Below are 20276 nucleotides of genomic sequence, written 5' to 3' on the forward strand. Positions count from 1 at the left end.
CAGGGGGGACCCTGTGGGAGAGTAGGACGCCGCCGAACAATTTTTCCGGGAAAGCCCCGCACCTTTTGGTGCGGGGCTTTTCTGCGTTCCGGACCAGTTCCTGATCCGAAATCGGGTGGCGGGCCGGGTGGGGGCTGCGCCTAGGATCTTGGGCATGAACCAGGACAGCCAGTACGTCATACGTGGGATCCGGGCCGACGAGTGGGAGAAGGTGAAGGAGCTGCGGCTGGCCGCGCTCGCCGATCCGGCGGCGCCGGTGGCCTTCCTCGAGTCTCCTACCGTGGCCGCGGCCCAGCCGGACGAGTTCTGGCAGGGGAGGGCGGAGGGCGGCGCCAAGGGGAGCGTGGTCCGGCAGTTCGTGGCCGAGGCGGCCGACGGGCGGTGGGTCGGGTCCGTGACCGTGCTTCTGGAGAGTGCCGGGGCGCGCGGGATCTTCGATGAGGAGATCCCGGTCGACCAGGGGCATCTCGTGGGGGTGTTCGTACGGCCCGAGCAGCGGGGGACCGGGCTCACGGAGGCGCTGTTCCAGGCCGCGCTGGACTGGGCCTGGTCGCTCGAGGAGCCGACGCGGGAGCGCGTACGCCTCTTCGTGCACGAGGAGAACGCGCGGGCCGCGGCCTTCTACCGGCGGTTCGGCTTCGAGGCGAGCGGGTTCACGGTCCCGATGCCGGGGGATTCCGGCGCCAAGGAGTTCGAGTACCTCATCGCGCGGCCCCGGGCCCAGGCCGTCTAGCGCGTCGCGAGGGGGAGGTCGGCCTGCGGCCAGCGGGAGCGGGCCTGTTCGCGGCTGCGGCACAGGGCCAGGACCGGGAGGCCGGTGGGGTCGGCCAGGAGGTCCGGGAGCTGCGGGATCGGGGCGACGGCCGCGATGTCGTCCAGGATCAGGGCAAGTGGTGGGTCGAGCCGACCGTGGGATGACCGTGCGGCCATGCGGCGGCCGTGCTCGACCACGCTTGCGGTGAGTGCGGTCAGCAGAGGCATCGCACCCGGGTGGGTGCGCGGGTCCTCGAGGGGCTCGCCCACCACGTACAGGCTGCCCCCTTCGGTCACGAACGATGCCAGGGTGAGCGAATCCGTTCGGTTCGGATTGCAGGCCTCGCGGATGTTGATGGAGGAGAGGCAGCTCAGCGCACGGGCGGTCAGGTGCTGGGCGAGTCCGCGGCGTTCGGGGTGGGCGGTGAGGGCGCTCTCGAGTTCGCCGGCCGCGCCGGGGGCCGCGTGGGGGTGGGTGCGCAGGATGCGTACCGGTTCCTGGGCGTTGGCGCCCTGGGCCCAGCGGTGAAGCTGTTTGAACGGGCGGCTGTCGAGCGCCACGGCCTGCAGCCAGCTCCGCAGGAGCGTTTCCGCGGTGTCGGCGACGGCCGCGTCGATACGGGCCTGGGGGCGTACGGGTGCCAGCAGGGCGACGGCGCGGGCCGCGGCGGTGTCGCGCTCGGCGCAGCCCTCGGCCGGGTTCCAGTGCATGCGGGCCGGGGTGTCGCAGAGGTGGGCGGGGTCGTAGAGGAGGACCGGGCCGAGTTTGGCGCGGGCGTCCTTGGTCTCGGCCCAGAGGGCGGGGGACGAGGTGACGATGAGGGCGGCGCCCTCCGCGGCGGCGATGCGGCCGGCCGCGGCGCGGTGGCGTTCGGCCGGGTCGGCGTACCGCAGGGCGGTGGTGGGCGCGGGGGCCGGTACCGGGGCGGGGGGCGTCGGCTGTGGCGGGCCGGCCGCCGGGGGGTAGCCGAAGCCGTACCGGTAGGCCTCGTCCTTGGGGGACGCGGGCCGGGCCGGTTCGGGGTCCGGGGACGGGGGTTCGTACCGCGGGGCGGGCTGGACCGGGACCGGGACCGGGGTCGCGGCCGCGACGGGGACCGGTTGGTCCGGGGCGGGCCGGGTCGGGAGCGGGGCCGGGGCCTGGGTGGTGGTGGTCGTGGCGGCGGGAGCCGGGTCGGGGGCCGGGGTCTGGCGGGCCAGGGCGCGGCGGGACTTCGTACGGGCGACGACGCCGATGACGAAGACGGTCGCGACGAAGAGCACGAGCAGCTGGCTGATGAAGGTGCCCCAGAACAGGCCCCAGCCCGACAGGGCGGCCGGGTCGGTGTCCGGCCACGCGCCCGCCACGTCGTGGGGTTGCGCTATCAGGGCGCGGATCGCCGACGGGGTGTGGCCGAAGGTGACGGTGTCCGGCCAGGCGCCGCGGGTGAACCAGGCGGCGAGGCCGGTGGCGGACCACACCAGGACGGCCAGGCCGAGGAGGAAGGCGAGCAGGGCGAGCAGCAGCCCGTCGGGGATGCCGCCGCGCTGCTCGCCGTGGGGGGATCGGGGGTCCGTACGGCGTGGGTCGGCCATGCTCAGGCCACCGTTGTCGCCGAGCCGGGGCCGTGGCCGCCGTTGCGGTGCCGTTCGATGAGCAGGGCTCGCTCCTCCGCTTCCAGTTCGGCCGCGAGCAGCTCGTCGGGGAGCTGGTGGGCGGCCGAGGATTCCGTCATCGCGCGGTCGGTGTAGACGAGGGGGCGTTCGGACTCGGTGATCAGGTGTTTGACCACCTGGACGTTGCCGTTGACGTCCCAGACCGCGATGCCGGGGGTGAGGGTGGGGATGATTTCGACGGCCCAGCGCGGGAGGCCGAGGACGCGGCCGGTGGCGCGTGCCTCGTCGGCTTTCTGGGCGTAGATGGTGCGGGTGGAGGCCATTTTGAGGATGGCGGAGGCTTCGCGCGCGGCGGCGCCGTCGACGACGTCCGAGAGGTGGTGGACGACGGCGACGAAGGACAGGCCGAGGCGGCGGCCGAACTTCAGGAGGCGCTGGAAGAGCTGGGCGACGAAGGGGGAGTTGATGATGTGCCATGCCTCTTCGACCAGGAAGATGCGTTTCTTCCGGTCTGGGCGGATCCATGTGTGTTCGAGCCAAACGCCCACGATCGCCATGAGGATGGGCATGGCGATGGAGTTGCGGTCGATGTGCGAGAGGTCGAAGACGATCAGGGGCGCGTCGAGGTCGATGCCGACGGAGGTGGGGCCGTCGAACATGCCGCGGAGGTCGCCGTCGACGAGGCGGTCCAGGACGAGGGCGACGTCCAGGCCCCAGGCCCGTACGTCGTCTATGCCGACGTTCATGGCCTCGGCGGATTCGGGTTCCGGGTGGCGCAGCTGGTCGACGATGTCCGTCAGTACGGGCTGCCGCTCGGTGATCGTCTCGTTGACGTAGGCGTGGGCGACCTTGAGGGCGAAGCCGGAGCGCTCGTCCAGGCCGTGGCCCATCGCGACCTCGATGATCGTGCGGAGCAGCGCGAGCTGGCCGGTGGTGGTGATCGCCGGGTCGAGCGGGTTGAGCCGGACGCCGCCGTCGAGGGCGGCCACCGGGTCGAGCCGGATGGGCATTATTCCGAGCTGCTGCGCGATCAGGTTCCACTCGCCGACGCCGTCCTCGCCCTGGGCGTCGAGGACGACGACCTGTCGGTCGCGGAAGCGGAGCTGGCGCAGGACGTAGGTCTTCTCCAGGGCGGACTTGCCGTTGCCGGATTCGCCGAGGACCAGCCAGTGGGGGGCCGGGAGCTGCTGGCCGTACAGCTGGAAGGGGTCGTAGATGTAGCCCTTGCCGCTGTAGACCTCGCGGCCGATGATGACGCCGGAGTCGCCGAGGCCGGGGGCGGCGGTGGGCAGGTACACGGCCTGGGCCTGGCCGGTGGAGGTGCGTACGGGGAGGCGGGTCGTCTCGACCTTTCCGAAGAGGAAGCTGGTGAAGGCGTCCGACATCGCGGACAGCGGATCTCGCATGGCGGCTTCTTCCCTCCGGCTAGCGTCGGATGCCGGTCGCGAACGGCAGTGTGTTCACAAAGGCGCGGTGGTGCTCGCGGTCGCACCACTCCAGCTTGAGGTACGACTTGCCGGCGGAGGCGCGGATGGTGCGCTTGTCGCGGGCGAGGGCTTCGGGGGATCTCGAGGACACGGTGATGTATCCGACGAGGTTGACTCCCGCGGCGCCGCTGGCGAGGTCTTCGCCGCGCTGGTCGAGGCGGCCGTGGGCCGCGATGTCGCGGGGGTCGACGGTGCGGTTCATCTTGGCGGCGCGGCTGGCGTCGGCCTCGTCGTTGGTCTTCTCCGTCAGCATGCGTTCGATGGCGATCTCGGTGGGTTCGAGGTCCATGGTGACGGCGACGGTGCGGATGACGTCCGGGGTGTGGACGAGGAGGGGGGCGAGGAAGTTGACGCCGACGGGGGTCATCGGCCACTCCTTCACCCACGCGGTGGCGTGGCACCAGGGGGCGCGGGTCGAGGACTCGCGGGTCTTGGCCTGGAGGTAGGTGGGTTCCATCGCATCGAGTTCGGCGGGCCAGGCGTTGCGCTTGGTCATGGCCTGGATGTGGTCGATGGGGTGGTCCGGGTCGTACATGGAGTGCACGAGGGAGGAGAGGCGGCCCTGGCCGAGGGGCTGGCGGACCCGGATGTCGGCTTCGGCGAGGCGGGCGCAGATGTCGGTGAGCTCGCGGGCCATGACGATGGCGAGGCCGGCGTCGCGGTCGAGCTTGCGGCCCTTGTGGGGGGTGCCGGCGCGGGCGATCGTGACGGCCTCGGCGGCGAGTTCGCGGGTGAAGTGCATGCAGGCGACGAGGTACGCGCGGTGCTGCTCGGAGGACGTCGACACCATCGACTGGAGCTGGTCGTAGGAGTCGCGGAGCCAGCCGGGGGCGGTGACGTCGCCGCGCTGGGCGACGTCCTTGGCGTGGGCGTCGGGGTCGGCCGGGAGGGTGCGGGCGAGCATCTGGAGGCGGGTGACGAAGCCGTCGCCGTTGGCCACGTGCTTGAGGAGGGTGCCGAAGCGGTCGACGAGGGCTTCCTGGTCCTCGCTGTCGCGCAGGCCGACGCCGGGGCCCTCGATCTCGATGGCGGCGGTGACGGTGCGGCGGTCGGCGTGCAGGAGCACGGCGATCTCGTCGGGGCCGAAGGGGGCGGCGAGCCAGTTGATCCGGCCGATGCCGGGGGGCGGGCCGACCTCGACCTCGCGGCCGTCGGAGCCGCGGGTGCCGGCTTCCATGGCGGTCGAGCGGTACGTCGTTCCGCGGCGCAGGGTCCGCTTGAAGCTGCGGTTGATCTCGAACCACCGGTAGAAGGTGCGGCCCTTGTAGGGGACGTACACGGCGGCGAGGGCGAGCACGGGGAAGCCGGCGAGCATGGCGATGCGCGGGGCGATGCCGGGGACGAGCAGTCCGCTCATCATGCCGAGGAACGCGCCGGCGATGATCAGCGCGATCTCGCCGGTCTCGCGGTTCTTGCCGACGATCGCGTTCGGCCGGGCCCGGCCGATGAGATACGTGCGGCGGGGCGCGATGGGGTGGATCTGGTGGGACTGCGTCGTCAACGCCCGTCACCTCCTGTGTTCTTCGTGCTGCTCGTGCCGGAGCCCGTGCGGGGCGGTGGTGCGGCTGCGGATCCGCCGCCGGATCCGCCGGTGGGGCGGCTGCTGTGGGCGGCCACGCCTCCGGAGAGGGGGTTGGCGGGGCGGGGGGCGGAGTTGCCGCCGCCGCCGTCGCCCGCGCGGTGGGAGCCGCGGCTGCTGTGCGTTTTGATGCCCTGGGAGACGAGCGAGGCCGGGGAGCTGATGACGGCGGCCGCCTGGGCGCCGTCGGTGGCCTTGCTGCGGTTGGAGCGGGCGGAGGCGATCTCGTCGCCGAAGCCGGGAACGAAACGGTAGATCATCGCGGACGCGAAGATGGCCAGGATGATGATGGCGAGGCCGGAGACGACGGCGGAGAGGGCATTCGGCCCCTTCTCGCCCGCGAGGGCTCCGGCGAGGCCGAGCACGATGACGATGACCGGCTTCACGAGGATGACGGCGATCATGATGCCCGCCCAGCGGCGGACGTGGCCCCACAGGTTGCGGTCGACGAGCCCGGCGTAGACGACGACGCCGAGGAGGGCGCCGACGTAGAGCAGGGCCGCCCGGATGACGAGTTCGAGGCAGAGCACGCCCGCGGCGGCGACGGTGACCAGGGAGACGACGATCAGCATGATGGGGCCGCCGCCGATGTCGTCGCCCTTTTTGAGGGCCTCGGCGAAGGAGCCGAAGAAGACGTCGCTCTGGCCGCCGGTGGCGGTGGCGATGACCTGGGTGACGCCGTCGGTGGCGGAGACGACGGTGTAGAGGATCAGGGGGGTGAAGGCGGAGGCGAGGACGGTGAGCCAGAGGAAGCCGATGGCTTCGGACATGGCGGTGGTGAAGGGGACGCCGCGGATGGCTCGCTTGGCGACGGCGAAGAGCCACAGGACGAGGGTGAGGATGGTGGAGGCGGCGAAGACGACGGCGTACTGCTTGAGGAAGGCGCCGTTGGTGAAGTCGACGTTGGCGGTGCTGGTGACGGCCTTGCTGAGCTTGCCGACGATCCAGGCGGCGGCGTCGGCGCAGCCCTTGGAGAGGGACGCGAGGGGGTTCAGGGCGTCTGTGGGGTCGGTGGGGGCGAGGCCTGTGCGGGGGGCTCCGCCGGTTGCGCCGTCGCCCTTTTCGCAGAATTCCTTGGCGGGGCCGCGGATCAGGTCGCAGGGGTCGTTGCTCGGCGACGGTGATGGCGACGCAGAGGGCGTCGGAGCGGGGGCGGCGGCCACCCGGGTGGCGAGCAGGACCGCCGTGGCCTGAAGGCCCGCGAGCGTGGAGGAGATCGCCAGAAGGCGGCGGCTAGCGCGCATAGGTGAAGCCTCCGAACTGCGATACGGCCTTGGCCATCTCATCGGCGGTGGCGGCGTTCTGGTCGCGGCCCACGGGCGCCGGGCCGTCCTTCTGCGTGAAGGTGGAGACCTTCCAGTCGCCGTTGACCCACTTGAGTTCGAAGGTGTTGGTGTACCAGCTCTCCGAGACGGGGTTGGTGGAGCCTTCGCCGGCCAGGCCGAACAGGGAGGAGTACCAGACGGACACGCTCGCGGTGTCGGCGTCGATCTTCTCGACCTTGGTGCCTACCGGGCTGGTACGGGATACGAACGTCAGCCCCTTGGGGGCCTTGCCTGCGGCGTCGAGGCCGATGCGTGACAGGAAGTTCTGGCCCGAGTAGACGCGGTCCAGCTCGCCCTGGCGTGCGGCGGCCACGTCGGGCGGGTACACGGCCTCGACGATGGTCTTGCGGCGTACGGGATCGAACATCCCGTCAGAGCTCAGGACCACCGCGAAGTTGGCGGCGGCGGACTGCGCGCCCTGTTCGTCGTGTGCGAATCCGCGGGGGATCGTGCCGTTCTTGCCGTCCACCGGGGTCGTGCCCGTGGGGGCCGTGGACGTGGTGGTCGGGGGTTTTGCGGATTGCGGGGTGGAGGGGGAGTCCTGGTTCTGGTTCGCGAACGCGATGGCGGCGATCAGGAGGACGACCACGCCGACGGCCGTGATGAGGCCGCGGGAGGGGCGGGGGCCGCGGCGGGGGCCCGGGTAGGGGTCCGAGGGGGAGTCCGGGAGGCGGGTGCGGGTCTGGCCGGTGCCGCCGACTTCGCCGTGGCCTGGGCCGGTGCCGCCGTACTGGTCGTCGTGGCTCATTCCCTGTCCGCCCCCTCGGCGTCGTACCCCGGTAGCGCTGGTGGCCGCGTGGACGCGGTCTGGTGAGTCGTCATCAGGTCGTGAGCCGGCGGCGTGGCTAGACGGCCATTCCGTAGACGATGGTGAACAGGGTGCCGAGGGAGCCGATGATGAACACTCCCGTCAGCCCGGCCACGATCAGGCCCTTGCCCTGTTCGGCGCTGAAGGTGTCGCGCAGGGCGGTCGCGCCGATGCGCTGTTTGGCCGCGCCCCAGATCGCGATGCCCAGGCAGAGCAGGATCGCCACGGCCATGACCACCTCGATCATGACTTTCGCTTCGTTGCCGAGACTTCCGAACGGGCCCCAGTTCGGGGCGATTCCGCCGATGATGGTGGTGATGTCGCCCTTTTCGGCTGCCAGGATCATGTAACTCACCGCCCCTGTATGGGTAGTTCTGTCAGTCCCCCGCCCGATGGCAGGGGACACGTCCTATCTTCGCTGATGAAATCGCCGTCGTATGTCGACTTGACGGCTCTCTTTACCTGATCTCCCGGTCCGGGCCCCGCCCACGTCCGCTGACCTGGTCACTCTGTGTATCACGGGGGGTGACCCCGGGCAATGATTGTCGTCTCGGCGTACGCGAGGCGAGCTGCGGGCCGGGTCGGGTGACCGCCGTTCGGCGCAGTGGGGCCGCGTGTCGTTGGCCCAACCCGCTGACATATGGACGTACTGACGGAATGTCGGACCATCGGAACGCGGAACGCGGGTCATGCTCCACCTGCTTCCGGCCGGAGCGCGCAACGTTCCACGATGAGAGACGACGCAAGGAGCAAACGGATGGGTTCCGCAACCAAGGCTGGTCGGCGTATGTGGCTGGCCGGTGGGCTCGCACTGCCGCTGGCGCTCGCGTTCACGGGGATCTCGGGCCCGGCGATGGCCGTCGCGCAGGAGGCGGGCGCCCCCACTCCGGGCGCCAAGTGTCACAACCAGGTCCGCACGGACGCGGCCGCCATGACGAAGGCGAAGGCGAAGGCGGCCAAGGCGGCCAAGGCGGCCAAGGGGGCCAAGGCCGCGCCGGTCGCGAGCGGTGGGCCCGGCTGCCCGGGGCCGCGCGGGCCGATGGGACCCAGGGGGCCCAAGGGGGAGCGGGGTTACAAGGGTGACCGGGGTGACCGGGGCTACAAGGGGGAGAGGGGTCCGGCCGGTCCGCCCGGGCACTGCACCGACGTGGCGACGGCGAAGGGCCTGAACGATCTGGAGTTCAGTGCCGCGCTCGTGCACGGCCGGACGTCCATCGGCGTGCGCAGGATGACGCCGACGGTGGGTTCTTACTACTGGCGTGACCTGACCGGTCCGCTGAACCCGGGGCACCCGCGGAACGCGTGCAGCGTGTCCATCGAGACCGAGGGCATGAACAGCGTGTTCGTGAAGGTGCTGACGACCACGGGCGCCGTGTACGAGAACTCCTGCACGTACTCGCCCACCGGGACGCTCACCTGCCCGTCGGGCTGGACGGCGCTGGTCAAGCCCTGATCTGTCTCCGGGGCCGTACGCCCGTCGCTGGCGCCGCGACCGGAAGCACGAGCCGGAGCGCGGGGCCAGCGGGGCGGGTCCGGGCGGAAGTCCGGGCGGGTCTCGGTCGCTCCGGGCGGGTCGGAGCGGTGCGCGGGGCGCTCAGACGAGGATGCTGGACGACGGCGGGACGAAGCCGTAGTGGCCGGGCGGGATGACGGCGACGGGGGAGCCGAATTGGCAGAACGGGCCGCGGGTGACGATGACCGGGTTGTCGGAGTGGTTCTCGATCTTCGCGAGGCCTCGGTGGCGCAGGCAGCCGTGGTAGCCGAAGACGGCCCGGCCGTTGATGACCACGGGTCCCTCGCCTTCGCGCGCCTGCGCTCGGACCTGCGCCTGGGCCTGCGCCGAGCCGCCGAGGGCGATGGCGAGGGTGGCGGCGGCCGCGAGGGTGCCGAGGGTGGTGGACAGGCGTCGCATGATCGAGAACCTCCATTGGGCCCGTAGTTGACGATCAACTTCCGGTTGTGTGGCTCAACGTAGGGTCTGCGTCGCCGCCAGTCACGGCCGCGAGGGGGCGTGTGGGTGCGCGAAAGGCGCACGTGTGTCCGGTGCGCGCGGGGCGGGCGCGGCGCGGGCCGCCGATGGGCCGTGTGGGTGCGGAGCGAGCCGGTACGAAGAATCCCGGCGGGGCGGTGTGGGGGCGGCGCCGGGCGCGGCGAACGGGTGAATCGGCGAACGGTCCCGGGCGCAGGTCCGTGGACCGGCGTGGACTGGCGTGGACAACGCCCCGGCGGCCCACGGCTCTTGTCAGTGGGGTGCGGCAGCCTGGTGGCATGACGACGACATCCTGGACCCTCGCGGACATCGAGGCGGCCATCCGGGCCGGCTGGTCGGCCGAGCTGGCCTGCCCCTCGGACATCACGCGCATCCCCTGGTCGGCCGACAATCCGGCGTGGGGCCACTGTGACATCACGGCGCTCGTCGTCCAGGACATGGCCGGGGGCGACCTGATGGTGGGTGAGGTCTTCCTCGACGGCCGCCAGGAGGGCTACCACTGCTGGAACCGGCTGGCCGGGGGCGTCCGGATCGACCTGACCCGGGAGCAGTTCCGGCGGGGCGAGACGGTGACGCCGGGGCGGGTCGTGCGGCGGCCGCGGGACCGGCGGCCGCGGCGCTGGGAGGAGTACCAGGTGCTGCGCCGGCGGGTCATGGAGAAGCTGGGCCCCCTGCCGGGGGTGGTGGAGGTGGCCGGGCGCGCGCTGCGGTACACGGACTTCGGCGGGCCGGGGGAGCCGCTGCTCGCCCTGCACGCGCACTTCATGGAGGGGCGGACCTTCGCGGACCTGGCCCGTGAGCTGGCCCCGCGGTGGCGGGTCATCGCCCTGGACCAGCGCGGGCACGGGGATTCGGACCGGGCGCCCGAGTACTCCCGGGAGGGTTATGTCGCGGACGCCGCGGCGGTACTGGACCACCTGATGGCGGGCCCGGCGGTGGTGCTGGGGCATTCGCTGGGCGGGGTCAATGCCTATCAGCTCGCCGCGCGTCGGCCGGAGCTGGTGCGGGCGGTGGTGGTGGAGGACGTCGGGGCGGTCGTCGACGACGACCTGTCCTTCGTCCTCGGCTGGCCGCGCCGGGCGGGCAGCCGGGAGGAGCTGCTGGAGGCGCTGGGGCGCGCGGCGGACTACCTGACGGACTCGCTGCGGGAGTACGAGGACGGGTGGGGGCTCGCCTTCGAGGCGCGGGACATCATCGCGTCCAGCGAGGCGATACAGGGGGACCACTGGGCGGACTGGCTGGCGGTGCGGCAGCCGACGCTGCTCGTGCGGGGGGAGCGCAGCACGGTGCTGTCGGCGGGGCACGCCCGGGAGATGGCGGCCCGGCGGCCGGGCGTGCGGCTGGTGGAGCTGCCCGCGGCGCACGGGGTGCACACCGATGACCCGGAGGGGTTCACCGCGGCGGTGCGGGAGTTCCTCGCGCGGCTCTGAGGCGCGCGCGGTACGCGGCTCCCGGTCCCGTTGCCCGGGGTCCGGCCCGGCACGGGGGTGCGGGCCGGGCCGCGGGGAGCGGAACCGGGAGCCGGGGGCCGGGGGCCGGGGGCCGGGGGAGCGGGGGCCTGCGGGCCGTGGGGTGGTGGGGTGGTGGGGCCGTCAGGACCAGTGGGAGGGGCGGGTCAGGGTGGGCGGGATGCGGGTGGCGGCGTCGCCGCGGGCCGCGTTCAGCTGGGCCTGGGTGAGGAAGATGCTGCCGGTGAGGTCGGCCCCGCTCAGGTTCGCGTCCCGGAAGTCCGCGCCGATCAGGTCGGTGGTGCGCAGGTCGGCGCCGCTGAGGTCGGCGGCGATCAGGTAGGCGCCGCGCAGGGTGGCGCCGCGCAGGTTCGCCCCGGACAGGCGGGCGCCCATCAGGTCCGCGCCCCGGTGGTTCTTCTTGCGGCCGGGGACGGTGGCCCGTACCAGGTCGCTGGTCTTGAGCAGCAGGGTGTTCACGGCGGCGCGACGGGCGCCGACGTCGGTGGCGGCCAGGGTCTCGGCGTCGGAGCGGGTCAGCGCCTCGGTCTCGGCCAGGGCGCGGCGCAGCTCCGGGTGGACGGGGCGGGCGGCCGGGAGGGTGAGGGCTTCGGCGAGGTAGAAGAGCAGCTCGTGGAGCTGGCGCATCACCGGGAAGACCTCGAACATCCGGCGGGAGGTGCCGGGGTGGGCGCGCCAGTCGCGGCCCTCGAAGGTGACCTGGGAGACCTGCTGGCCCGCGCCGAAGCAGTCGAAGACGGTGCAGCCCTGGAAGCCCTTGTCGCGCAGCGTGGTGTGGATGCCGCAGCGGAAGTCCTGCCGGAGGTTGGAGCAGGGGGTGCCGGCGGGCTTGTCCACGGCGAAGTCGGTGGACCGGGCGAAGGGCAGTGCGACGCAGCACAGGGCGAAGCAGTTCGCGCAGTCGGCCTGGAGCACGGGCAGGTCCGGGCCGGGGGCGGCGGGCGCCGGGCCGGCGGCGGCGGGTGCCGGGGCGGGGGCGGCGGCTGGGCGGGGCGCGGGGTGAGAGCGGGACACGGCTCCATTGTCCCCCGTCGGCGGCGGGGTCCGGCGCGCCCGCCCGGATCGCGGAACTCTCTTGAGCGGGATCGGAGCGCGGGGTGACCATGCCCCCCATGACAGAACTCATAGCGGTCGCCGTCATCACCCTCCTCGCGGTGATCAGCCCGGGGGCCGACTTCGCGATGGTGGTCCGCAACAGCTACCTGTACGGCCGCAGGACGGGGCTGTTCGCCGCGGTGGGCGTCGCGGCCGGGGTGCTGGTGCACGTCTCGTACACGATGCTCGGCGTCGGGCTGCTGATCGCCTCCTCCACCGGGCTGTTCACGGCGATCAAGCTGGCGGGCGCCGCGTATCTGGTGTGGATCGGGATCCGTACCTTCCGCACGCGCGCCGAGGTGACGCTGGACCTGGAGTCGAGGCCGGGGCTCTCGCCCCTGGGCGCGCTGCGCACGGGGTTCCTGACCAATGTGCTGAATCCGAAGACGACGCTGTTCGTGGTGTCCACGTTCACGCAGGTGGTGAATCCGCGGACGCCGGTGTGGCAGCAGGCGGGCTACGGGCTCTTCATGTCGCTGGCGCACCTCGGCTGGTTCGGGGCGGTGGCGCTGTTCTTCTCCGACTCGCGGCTGCGCGACCGGATGCTGAAGGCGCAGAAGACGCTGAACCGGGCGATCGGGTCGGTGCTGGTGGGGCTGGGGGTGACGCTGGGGCTGGCCCGCTGAGTTGCCGCCCGGGGCTGGTGCGGGCGGGTTACCTCTCGGTAGCGTGCGGTGCATGGCTGACGTGGCTGACCTGGACGACGCGGACGAGCTGGACGGCGCGGACGAGCTCGACGACGTACCGGCCGAGGGGTTCTACGAGCGGATCGACACCGGCCGTTTCCTCGCCTCCGCGTACACGCGGGGGCCCTGGGACCGGGGCTCGCAGCACGCCGGGCCGCCCGCCGCGCTGCTCGGGCGGGCCGTCGAGGAGCGCCCGGACGCCCGCGACGACATGCGGATCGCGCGCATCACCTACGAGATCGTGCGGCCGGTCCCGATCGGTCCGCTGGAGATCACGACCTCGGTCCTGCGGGCCGGGCGCGGCACCGAGGTGGTCGAGGCGGCGCTCGCGCCCGCCGGGGCCGCGCCGGTGATGCTCGCCCGGGCGCTGCGGATCCGGGTGGCCGGGGAACCGGTGCCGGCCGTCCTGCCGGGACCCGCCGTGCCGCCGCCCGCCGCGGTGGGGCGCACGCCGTTCTTCCCGGTGCCGTGGGCGACCGGCTATCACACGGCGATGGAGACCCGGTTCACCGAGGGGACGTTCGTCGAGCCGGGGCCGGGGACCTGCTGGATGCGGATGCGGGTGCCGCTGATCGTGGGCGAGGAGACCCGGCCGCTCGACCGGGTGCTGATCGCCGCCGATTCCGGCAACGGCATCAGCGCGGTGCTGGACTTCGCCAAGTACGTGTTCATCAACGGGGATCTGACGGTCCACCTGCACCGTCATCCGGTGGGCGAGTGGGCCTGCGTGGAGGCCCGCACCAGTGTGGACGCCGCCGGGATCGGGCTCGCGGACGCCCGGCTGCACGACGAGGAAGGGCCCATCGGGCGCAGTGCGCAGAGCCTGTACGTCGCGCCGCGCTGACGCTGTGACAGGCTCTCGCGCATGGACGCGCTGAGGGAGACCGATCCGGTACGGATCGGGGTGCACGTGCTGGTGGCCCGGCTGGGGGCCGGGGGGATGGGTCAGGTGTACCTCGGGCGGTCGCCCGGGGGGCGCCTGGTCGCCGTCAAGGTGGTCCGGGAGGAGATCCTCGGGCATCCGCAGGCGCTGGCGAGGTTCCGGCGCGAGGCGAGCACCGTGCGGGAGGTGCGGTCCGCGTACACGGCGCGGCTGATCGACGCCTCGCTGGAGCGGGCCCCGTACTGGCTGGCCACGGAGTACGTCGCCGGGCCCACGCTCGCGCACGCGGTGGGGGCCCGGGGCGCCCTGCCCGCGGCGACCTGCCGGGCGCTCGGGGCGGCGCTGGCGGAGGGGCTGGCCAGCGTGCACGAGCAGGGGGTGACGCACCGGGACGTGAAGCCGCAGAACGTGATCCTGGGCGCGCAGGGCCCGCAGCTGATCGACTTCGGCATAGCGCGCGGGGTCGGGGTGACCATGCTGACCCAGGAGGGGCAGGCGCCGGGGACCCCCGGGTTCACGGCGCCCGAGGTGCTGCTGGGCGGGGCGGGCGAGGCCCCGGCCGATGTCTTCGCGCTGGGGGCGCTGCTGGCGTACGCGGCGACCGGGCGGCCGCCGTTCGGGGCCGGGGAGGCGGCGAGCGTCTGGTACCGGACGGTGCACGAGCCCGTGGACGCGGCCGGGGTCGAGGCGGGGCTGGCGGCGCTGATCGAGGCGTGCGTGGCGAAGGACCCGGCGGCGCGGCCGTCCCCGGCGGAGGTGATCCGGCGCTGCGGGGTGACGCGGGCGCTGGTGGAGGACCCGGTGTACGCGGAGCTGGTGGCCGAGGGCCCGCCGCGCGGGGCGTCCCCGTCCGCCCCGGACGCGCCGACGGCCCCGCAGCCGCGGCCCGCGGGCACCCGGGTCCTGCCGGACCGGGGCTCGGAGCTCCGGCCGGACCCCGGCCCGGACGCCGGGCGGGAGCCGCGGCCGGAGGCCCGGCCGGAGTCTCGCCCGGAGTCCGGGCCGGAGTCCAGGCCGGAGTCCGGGCCGGATCCGCTGCCGGAGGCCCGGCCCGAGCCTCGCGTGGAGCCCCAGCCGGAGCCGCTGCCGGAGTCGCTGCTGGAGTCCCGGCCGGAGCCGCTGCTGGAGTCCCGGCCGGGATACGGCCTGGAGTTCCAGCCGGAGCTCCATCCGGAGCCGGGCCCGGAGTCCGGGCTGCATCCGTTGTCGGTGTTTCGGCCGGAGTCTCGCCCGGCGTCCCGGCGGGAGCCTGGCCTGGAGTCCCGGCCGGAGTCGCTGCCGGAGTCCCGGCCGGGATACGGCCTGGAGCCCCGGCCCGAGTCCCGGCCCGAGCCCCCGGCCGAATCGGGGCCCGGGTCACGCCCGGGGCCCCTTTCCGGGGCGGGCTCGGGGCCGGTGTCCGAGGGGCGGGCCGATCCGGTCGAGGACACCACGGCGTACGTCGCTCCCGCGTCCCCGCGCAAGCGGCGGCCCGGGGTCTGGCTCGCCGTCGGGGTCGCGCTGGCCGTGGCGGGGTCGGTGGCGTACTGGCAGTTCCCCCCGGGCGGCGGCGGTTCCGGGCTGTCCGGCCCCGGCGGGGCGGGGGCGAGTACCGAGGCGCGCTCGCCCGGGGCGAAGACGCCCGGCGCCGCGGCGAAGAAGGCCGGGCCGCCCGCCGACCACCTGGAGCAGAGCCGCACCTCGCGCGAGCGCTGGACGCTCGACAAGGACCCCGCGATGGCCAAGTACGGCAGCGGCCTGTGCAACGAACTCGCCGGCGAGGAGTCCGCGCCGGGCACCGGAATGGAGTCCTCCACCGTCTCCTCCTCCACCAACGGCGTGCCCGCCGCGACGATGACGGTGAAGATGCGGGCCAAGGGCGCGGGTGATCCGGACCGGGGGCCGCGCCCGGCTCCCTACTACGTCTCGGTGGCCGTCAAACCGCCGTCCCTGCTGGCGAGCGGGGCGCTCGGGCCCACGAGCGTGCCGGTGGACCTCTACGAGAGCTGGGACTCGGGCGAGTACCTGGACCTGAGCTACCCGACGCAGTTCCGCTCGTACGCGGACGGCAAGGGCAGCCGCCCGCCGGCCCTGGCGTCCGACCGGGGGGACTGGACGGTGGTCTTCTACCACGTCGAGGATGACCCCAAGCAGTACGCGCGTATCGCCTGTTCGGGGTTCCGGGTGGGGTAACGGCTCGCGACACGGGGGAAACAGAGGGAAATCGCCCCTTGAGGGGACATGCATGGGGGAGGGTTGACGGGTGCGCAGATTCTGGATGGTGGGCGGGATCGGGGTCGGGGTGTGCCTGACCTTCGTCCTGCTGCTCGTCGTCGGGACGTACTCGGCGGCCGCGGGGCTGGCCGGTCTCGGTGGCGCGGGTGGTCGCGGTGTCGGGCTGGCGCCGGGGGCCGTACCGGCGAAGTACCAGGCCCTGGTGCAGAAGTGGGGGAATCTGTGCCCCGCGATCAGCCCGCCGCTGCTGGCGGCCCAGCTGTACTCGGAGAGCGGCTGGAACCCGCAGGCGGTGAGTCCGGCGGACGCGCGGGGGATCGCGCAGTTCATCCCGGGGACCTGGGCGGGACACGGGGTCGACGGGGACGGCGACGGGGACCGGGACATCTGGGATCCGAACGACGCCATTCCGTCGGCGGCTTCCTACGACTGCGAGCTGGCCAAGGACGTCGCGGGGGTGCCGGGTGACGCGGCGTCGAACATGCTGGCCGCCTACAACGCGGGGGCGTACGCCGTCATCAAGTACCAGGGCGTGCCACCGTACAAGGAGACCCAGGGATACGTGAAGGAGATCACGACCCTGGCGGTGAGCTTCGCGAAGCCGGTCGGGCGGGTGGCACCTTCGCAACAGGCCGCCGGGGCCATTTACTTCGCGCAGAAGCAGCTGGGGACGCCGTACCTGTGGGGCGGCAACGGGACGGCCGACCAGGACGGGCGGTTCGACTGCTCGGGGCTGACGGTGGCGTCGTACAAGACGGTCGGGATCGATCTGCCGCGCGTGGCGAACGACCAGTACAACGCGGGGCCGCACCCTTCGCGGGCCGAACTGCTCCCCGGTGACCTGGTCTTCTTTTCCAATGACCTGACGAATTCGCGGGAGATCCACCACGTCGGGATGTACGTGGGCGGCGGATACATGATCAACGCGCCCTACACCGGGGCGGTGATCCGCTTCGACAAGATCGACAGTCCGGACTACTTCGGGGCGACCCGGGTCACCAAGGACGGCGCGCAGGCCCTGCCGGTGCGGGACGCGGGCGCGAAGGCGCCGTAGCGGGGCGCGAGGTGGCCCCGGCCGGCCCGTTCGGCCGGGCGCGGAGCCCGGAAGCGGGGGCGGCGGCGCTCGTCCGGCGCTCCGGGCACGCTCCGTTAACCCCAGGCCCTGAGCTGCGACGATGAGTCACTCTTGGGTAACGTTGGAGTGATCATTCGGTGGAGAGCGGAACGTAGGCGCCAGAACGGGCGTTCCATGGACACGGGGGTTGATCACGGGGGTCGAAGGGGCGCACACAGGGGTGCGTTCTCAGGGGAACCGAGGCAAGGGGCCGCGTCGCCATGGCTGGACTCACGACCGGTGGGCCGAATGTGGATGTCAGCCTGCTGTACGGCATCAACGGCCTGGCCCGGCGCGCTCCGGAGTCGGTCGACCGGATCGTCTCGTTCGTCGGCGAGTTCGGGCTGCCGCTCGCGATGGTGCTGCTCGTGCTGTGGTGCTGGCGCGGGGCCCGCAGGCAGGACGGGCCCGCCGCGGCCGAGGCGTTCGCCGCGCTGGTCTGGGCGCCGCTCGCGGCGGGGATCGCGCTGCTCGTGAACGTACCGCTGCGTGAATTCGTCGCCCGGCCGCGGCCGTTCCGCCAGCACGAGGGGCTGGAGGTGCTGGTCTCCGGCAAGGGCGGCGACTTCTCCTTCGTCAGCGACCACGCCACCCTCACGATGGCGCTCGCCGTCGGCGTCTTCATCGCGAACCGCAAGCTCGGGCTGATCGGCATCGGGCTGGCGCTGACGCAGGGCTTCTGCCGCGTGTACATGGGTGTCCACTACCCCACGGACGTCGTCGGCGGGCTCGCGCTCGGTACGGCGGTGGTCTTGCTGCTCGCGCCGCTGGCGATGGCCCTGCTGGGCCCGCTGGTGCGGGCGGTGGCGGGGTCGGCGCGGGTGGGGTGGATCGTCCGGGCGAAGGGGCACGGGGTGCCGCGGCCGCTGGACCTGCCGCATGCGCAGACCCCTCCCGGGGGGTACCCGCGCGAGAACGACCTGGCGGCCTGAGTCAGCCGGGTGCGTACGAGTTCCAGAGCGTGAGCAGGACCGCCGAGAGCAGGCACAGGGCCGCTCCGGCGAAGCAGAGGCGGACCGCGGCGGGGCGGGGGCGGGGGCGCCGGGGGCGCGGGGTCGGGGGGCTCGGGGGGCTTGGGGGTGGGGTGGTCATGGGCTGCCGCCGTCGTGGCGGGGGGTCTCGTGAGGGGTCTCGTGGGGGGCCTCGTGGTGGCGGGCCTCGGCGTCGGAGGTGTCGCGGCGGTGGCGTGAGCGCAGCCACAGGCCGGTCGCGGCGGCCGCCGCTGAGGTGAGGCCGATGGCCAGGGCCACGTCGCCGGGGCCGTCCGCCGTGCCGGTGGGTTGTGCCCAGGGGGGAGGGGCTGGGGTGGCTGCCCTTGCCGGGGCGGGGGCCAGGGCGAACAGGACGGCCCCTGTGAGGGCCAGGGTGCGGGGCGTTGTACGGGCGCGGGGGCGTCGTACCGGGGGGCTTCCGCGCATGGGGCTCCGCTCTGGAGGGGGGTGACTCCAGACCACCCGGTCGGGGGCGGTTCGGCCAGTGGGGCCGTCCGAACGGGGGACGTGCCCGTCGGGGCTCCGCCCCGGGCCCCGCGCCTCAAACGCCGGCGAGGCTGGATTTCGCCGCCCGGGGCTGCCAAGGGTGTGCGCCGCAAGCGCCGGCGGGGCTGGATGTGGCCGCGCTGGGTCTCCCGGGTGTGCGCCTCAAACGCCGGCGGGGCTGGGGTTGGGCGGCCTGGGCCGTCGGGGCTCCGCCCCGGGCCCCGCGCCTCAAGCGCCGGCGAGGCTGGATTTGCGGGGCTGGATGTGGCTGCCCGGGGGTGGGATGGGGTGTTCCGGGTTAGCCCGTCAGATGGGCTGTGGCGTCCTTGCGGGCCAGGTCTCTGGAGCGGCGGGCTGGGCCGCGCCAGCCGCAGGTGCAGGTGGCCAGGCAGAACGAGCCGCGTTCCGCGGTGGTGATGGTGTGACCGCCCGGCGGTGGCGGGCCCGCGGGGGTGCGCGGGAGCGGTACGGCCGCAAGCGGAGGGACGAAGGGCGCCAGGGGGTGCGTGTCCACGGGACCACCGTACCCGGGTCGGGTGCGGGTGCGGGAGGGCCGCGGGCCGTGACGGGGAACCCGGGGACTCGTTAACCGGAGCGGGTGGGGGCCTCGGGCAAGCACGGTTCATGCGTTGGGGGTTGGCAGGCGATGGTGGTGCACCAGCACAGGCGGCGGGGGGCGGCGGCCGTGGCCGTGGCGGCCATGGTGACGATCGGCGGGTGCGGCGGCCCGGAAGGGGCCTCCGCGAGCGCCGACAGCCGCCCGCCCGGTGACGCGACGGCGGCCGTGCGCGGCGCCGCCGACGGGCTGACCCGCAGCGGCAGCGCCCAGGCGCGCACGGCGATGGAAATGGCCACCGGCGGCACCCGGATCACCATCCGGGGCGAGGGCGGGGTCGATTTCACGCACCGGATGGGCCAGCTCCTGGTGATGCTCCCGGCCGACGTGACCGGCAAGCCGGGCCACCGTCCGATCACCGAGCTGCTCACCCCGGGCGCCCTCTACATGAAGAACCGGGGCGCGGGCGTGCCCGCCGACAAGTGGGTCCGGGTCGATACCACGGCCCTCGCGGACGGGAACCTCGTCACCGGCGGGGCCACCGATCCGATCACCGCCGCCGAGCTGCTGCGCGGGGCGCAGGGGGTGACGTACGTCGGCGAGACGGACCTGTCGGGGACGAAGGTCCGGCACTACACGGGCACCACCGACATCGGGCGGGCCGCGAAGGCCGCGTCGCCGGACGTGCGGGCGGCGCTGGAGGCGGCGGCGAAAGGGTTCAGCAAGGACACCGTGCCGTTCGACGTGTACCTGGACCTCGAGGGCCGGCTGCGGAAGGTCCGGCACCGCTTCAGCTATGTCAACAATGGCGTGATCGATGTCTCGTCGACCACGCTGCTGTACGGCTTCGGTACTCCGGTGAGCGTCGTTCTCCCCGCAAGCGGGGACATTTTCGCCGGGAAGATCGCGGACTAGACCAGTGCGGGGGTGTCGGACCGTGCGATCGGGTCATGCCCGGGTAGCCGGAAATGGTCCATCCGTGTCATGTGCGCAGCGAGCCGTGCTCCCTAGGCTGGGAGCCGAGCAGTCCGATGCCCGGTGGCGGCAGGAAGAGGTGACACGCGTGACTCCCGCAGGCGGTACGACGGTGCAGGACCACGTGGCACTCGCCGAGATCGAGCTGTGCGGCGAGCTGATCATCGCGGCGTCCGCCGCCGCCGAGGAGCGGCTCAGTCAGGACCGGATCGACGAGGTGCTCGGCGCGATCTGCTGCCCGTAGCGCCCGTCCCGCCCGCCCCGCCCG

The 20276-nt window shown here is 73.2% G+C and carries 20 protein-coding genes; 10 read left to right on the forward strand and 10 right to left on the reverse strand.

Annotated elements, in window-relative coordinates; genetic code table 11:
- Window positions 1-154 precede the first annotated feature (154 nt).
- Window positions 155-733, forward strand: a complete 579-nt coding sequence (locus ABT084_RS21675) for a GNAT family N-acetyltransferase (RefSeq protein ID WP_351046287.1) — start codon at window positions 155-157, stop codon at window positions 731-733.
- On the opposite strand, the gene ABT084_RS21680 is transcribed toward ABT084_RS21675, so the two are convergent.
- From ABT084_RS21680 to ABT084_RS21705, 6 genes are all read right to left on the reverse strand, one after another.
- The gene (locus ABT084_RS21680) at window positions 730-2328 is read right to left on the reverse strand and encodes a type VI secretion protein (protein WP_351046290.1); all 1599 of its coding nucleotides are present in this window, start codon (window positions 2326-2328) and stop codon (window positions 730-732) included. The genes ABT084_RS21675 and ABT084_RS21680 overlap by 4 nt on opposite strands.
- Before the next feature lie 2 nt (window positions 2329-2330).
- Window positions 2331-3755, reverse strand: coding sequence for an ATP-binding protein (locus ABT084_RS21685; RefSeq protein ID WP_351046292.1), 1425 nt, complete (start codon window positions 3753-3755; stop codon window positions 2331-2333).
- Between the two features lie 19 nt (window positions 3756-3774).
- On the reverse strand, window positions 3775-5337 hold the full coding sequence (locus tag ABT084_RS21690) for an SCO6880 family protein (RefSeq protein WP_351046293.1): 1563 nt from the start codon (window positions 5335-5337) through the stop codon (window positions 3775-3777).
- Window positions 5334-6659, reverse strand: a complete 1326-nt coding sequence (locus ABT084_RS21695; RefSeq protein ID WP_351046295.1) for a hypothetical protein — start codon at window positions 6657-6659, stop codon at window positions 5334-5336. Before ABT084_RS21695 ends, ABT084_RS21690 begins: the two co-directional genes overlap by 4 nt.
- Window positions 6649-7488: a DUF8175 domain-containg protein gene (locus ABT084_RS21700; RefSeq protein WP_351046298.1), complete on the reverse strand. Its 840-nt coding sequence runs from the start codon at window positions 7486-7488 to the stop codon at window positions 6649-6651. The genes ABT084_RS21695 and ABT084_RS21700 overlap by 11 nt, the downstream gene beginning before the upstream one ends.
- Window positions 7489-7585: 97 nt before the next feature.
- Entirely contained in the window at window positions 7586-7894 is a 309-nt protein-coding gene (locus ABT084_RS21705) for a DUF8827 family protein (protein ID WP_008742356.1), read from the reverse strand.
- A gap of 411 nt (window positions 7895-8305) precedes the next feature.
- Between ABT084_RS21705 and ABT084_RS21710 the strand changes: the two genes are divergently transcribed.
- A complete protein-coding gene (locus tag ABT084_RS21710; protein ID WP_351046301.1) occupies window positions 8306-9001 on the forward strand; it encodes a hypothetical protein in 696 nt (231 codons plus the stop codon).
- A gap of 141 nt (window positions 9002-9142) precedes the next feature.
- On the opposite strand, the gene ABT084_RS21715 is transcribed toward ABT084_RS21710, so the two are convergent.
- Window positions 9143-9460 carry a hypothetical protein gene (locus ABT084_RS21715; RefSeq protein ID WP_351046303.1) on the reverse strand — a complete coding sequence of 106 codons (318 nt, stop codon included), beginning with the start codon at window positions 9458-9460 and terminating at the stop codon, window positions 9143-9145.
- 356 nt (window positions 9461-9816) lie between these two features.
- On the opposite strand from ABT084_RS21715, the gene ABT084_RS21720 reads away from it, so the two are divergent.
- Window positions 9817-10968: an alpha/beta fold hydrolase gene (locus tag ABT084_RS21720; protein ID WP_351046306.1), complete on the forward strand. Its 1152-nt coding sequence runs from the start codon at window positions 9817-9819 to the stop codon at window positions 10966-10968.
- 162 nt (window positions 10969-11130) lie between these two features.
- On the opposite strand, the gene ABT084_RS21725 is transcribed toward ABT084_RS21720, so the two are convergent.
- Window positions 11131-11928, reverse strand: a complete 798-nt coding sequence (locus ABT084_RS21725) for a pentapeptide repeat-containing protein (protein WP_351046481.1) — start codon at window positions 11926-11928, stop codon at window positions 11131-11133.
- Between the two features lie 191 nt (window positions 11929-12119).
- Here ABT084_RS21725 and ABT084_RS21730 point away from each other — a divergent pair, with 191 nt between their 5' ends.
- From ABT084_RS21730 to ABT084_RS21750, 5 genes are all read left to right on the forward strand, one after another.
- Window positions 12120-12728 (forward strand): LysE family translocator, encoded by a 609-nt coding sequence (locus ABT084_RS21730; protein ID WP_351046308.1) that lies wholly within the window; start codon window positions 12120-12122, stop codon window positions 12726-12728.
- Between the two features lie 52 nt (window positions 12729-12780).
- Window positions 12781-13632, forward strand: a complete 852-nt coding sequence (locus ABT084_RS21735) for a thioesterase family protein (RefSeq protein ID WP_351046310.1) — start codon at window positions 12781-12783, stop codon at window positions 13630-13632.
- A gap of 21 nt (window positions 13633-13653) precedes the next feature.
- Window positions 13654-15843, forward strand: coding sequence for a protein kinase domain-containing protein (locus ABT084_RS21740; protein ID WP_351046312.1), 2190 nt, complete (start codon window positions 13654-13656; stop codon window positions 15841-15843).
- Between the two features lie 85 nt (window positions 15844-15928).
- Window positions 15929-16939 (forward strand): C40 family peptidase, encoded by a 1011-nt coding sequence (locus tag ABT084_RS21745; RefSeq protein WP_351046483.1) that lies wholly within the window; start codon window positions 15929-15931, stop codon window positions 16937-16939.
- Window positions 16940-17220: 281 nt separating this feature from the next.
- Window positions 17221-17931 (forward strand): phosphatase PAP2 family protein, encoded by a 711-nt coding sequence (locus ABT084_RS21750; protein ID WP_351046315.1) that lies wholly within the window; start codon window positions 17221-17223, stop codon window positions 17929-17931.
- Window positions 17932-18087: 156 nt separating this feature from the next.
- On the opposite strand, the gene ABT084_RS21755 is transcribed toward ABT084_RS21750, so the two are convergent.
- A complete protein-coding gene (locus ABT084_RS21755; RefSeq protein WP_351046318.1) occupies window positions 18088-18417 on the reverse strand; it encodes a hypothetical protein in 330 nt (109 codons plus the stop codon).
- A 358-nt stretch (window positions 18418-18775) separates the two neighbouring features.
- The gene (locus ABT084_RS21760) at window positions 18776-18991 is read right to left on the reverse strand and encodes a hypothetical protein (protein WP_351046320.1); all 216 of its coding nucleotides are present in this window, start codon (window positions 18989-18991) and stop codon (window positions 18776-18778) included.
- A 132-nt stretch (window positions 18992-19123) separates the two neighbouring features.
- Between ABT084_RS21760 and ABT084_RS21765 the strand changes: the two genes are divergently transcribed.
- A complete protein-coding gene (locus tag ABT084_RS21765) occupies window positions 19124-19948 on the forward strand; it encodes an SCO4651 family lipoprotein (protein ID WP_351046323.1) in 825 nt (274 codons plus the stop codon).
- Between the two features lie 148 nt (window positions 19949-20096).
- Window positions 20097-20252, forward strand: coding sequence for a hypothetical protein (locus tag ABT084_RS21770; protein ID WP_283457082.1), 156 nt, complete (start codon window positions 20097-20099; stop codon window positions 20250-20252).
- The last annotated feature ends 24 nt before the right edge of the window (window positions 20253-20276 follow it).

This window comes from Streptomyces sp. NPDC002138, from assembly GCF_040296485.1.
In the GTDB taxonomy this organism is placed as follows: Bacteria; Actinomycetota; Actinomycetes; order Streptomycetales; family Streptomycetaceae; genus Streptomyces.

Excerpts from the sequence above, each read along its gene's own strand:
- ABT084_RS21675 (WP_351046287.1), top strand. The coding sequence starts at position 155 with ATGAACCAGGACAGCCAGTACGTCATACGTGGGATCCGGGCCGACGAG.
- ABT084_RS21680 (WP_351046290.1), bottom strand. The coding sequence starts at position 2,328 with ATGGCCGACCCACGCCGTACGGACCCCCGATCCCCCCACGGCGAGCAG.
- ABT084_RS21685 (WP_351046292.1), bottom strand. The coding sequence starts at position 3,755 with ATGCGAGATCCGCTGTCCGCGATGTCGGACGCCTTCACCAGCTTCCTC.
- ABT084_RS21695 (WP_351046295.1), bottom strand. The coding sequence starts at position 6,659 with ATGCGCGCTAGCCGCCGCCTTCTGGCGATCTCCTCCACGCTCGCGGGC.
- ABT084_RS21700 (WP_351046298.1), bottom strand. The coding sequence starts at position 7,488 with ATGAGCCACGACGACCAGTACGGCGGCACCGGCCCAGGCCACGGCGAA.
- ABT084_RS21705 (WP_008742356.1), bottom strand. The coding sequence starts at position 7,894 with ATGATCCTGGCAGCCGAAAAGGGCGACATCACCACCATCATCGGCGGA.
- ABT084_RS21710 (WP_351046301.1), top strand. The coding sequence starts at position 8,306 with ATGGGTTCCGCAACCAAGGCTGGTCGGCGTATGTGGCTGGCCGGTGGG.
- ABT084_RS21715 (WP_351046303.1), bottom strand. The coding sequence starts at position 9,460 with ATGCGACGCCTGTCCACCACCCTCGGCACCCTCGCGGCCGCCGCCACC.
- ABT084_RS21720 (WP_351046306.1), top strand. The coding sequence starts at position 9,817 with ATGACGACGACATCCTGGACCCTCGCGGACATCGAGGCGGCCATCCGG.
- ABT084_RS21730 (WP_351046308.1), top strand. The coding sequence starts at position 12,120 with ATGACAGAACTCATAGCGGTCGCCGTCATCACCCTCCTCGCGGTGATC.
- ABT084_RS21735 (WP_351046310.1), top strand. The coding sequence starts at position 12,781 with ATGGCTGACGTGGCTGACCTGGACGACGCGGACGAGCTGGACGGCGCG.
- ABT084_RS21740 (WP_351046312.1), top strand. The coding sequence starts at position 13,654 with ATGGACGCGCTGAGGGAGACCGATCCGGTACGGATCGGGGTGCACGTG.
- ABT084_RS21745 (WP_351046483.1), top strand. The coding sequence starts at position 15,929 with ATGGTGGGCGGGATCGGGGTCGGGGTGTGCCTGACCTTCGTCCTGCTG.
- ABT084_RS21750 (WP_351046315.1), top strand. The coding sequence starts at position 17,221 with ATGGCTGGACTCACGACCGGTGGGCCGAATGTGGATGTCAGCCTGCTG.
- ABT084_RS21755 (WP_351046318.1), bottom strand. The coding sequence starts at position 18,417 with ATGCGCGGAAGCCCCCCGGTACGACGCCCCCGCGCCCGTACAACGCCC.
- ABT084_RS21765 (WP_351046323.1), top strand. The coding sequence starts at position 19,124 with ATGGTGGTGCACCAGCACAGGCGGCGGGGGGCGGCGGCCGTGGCCGTG.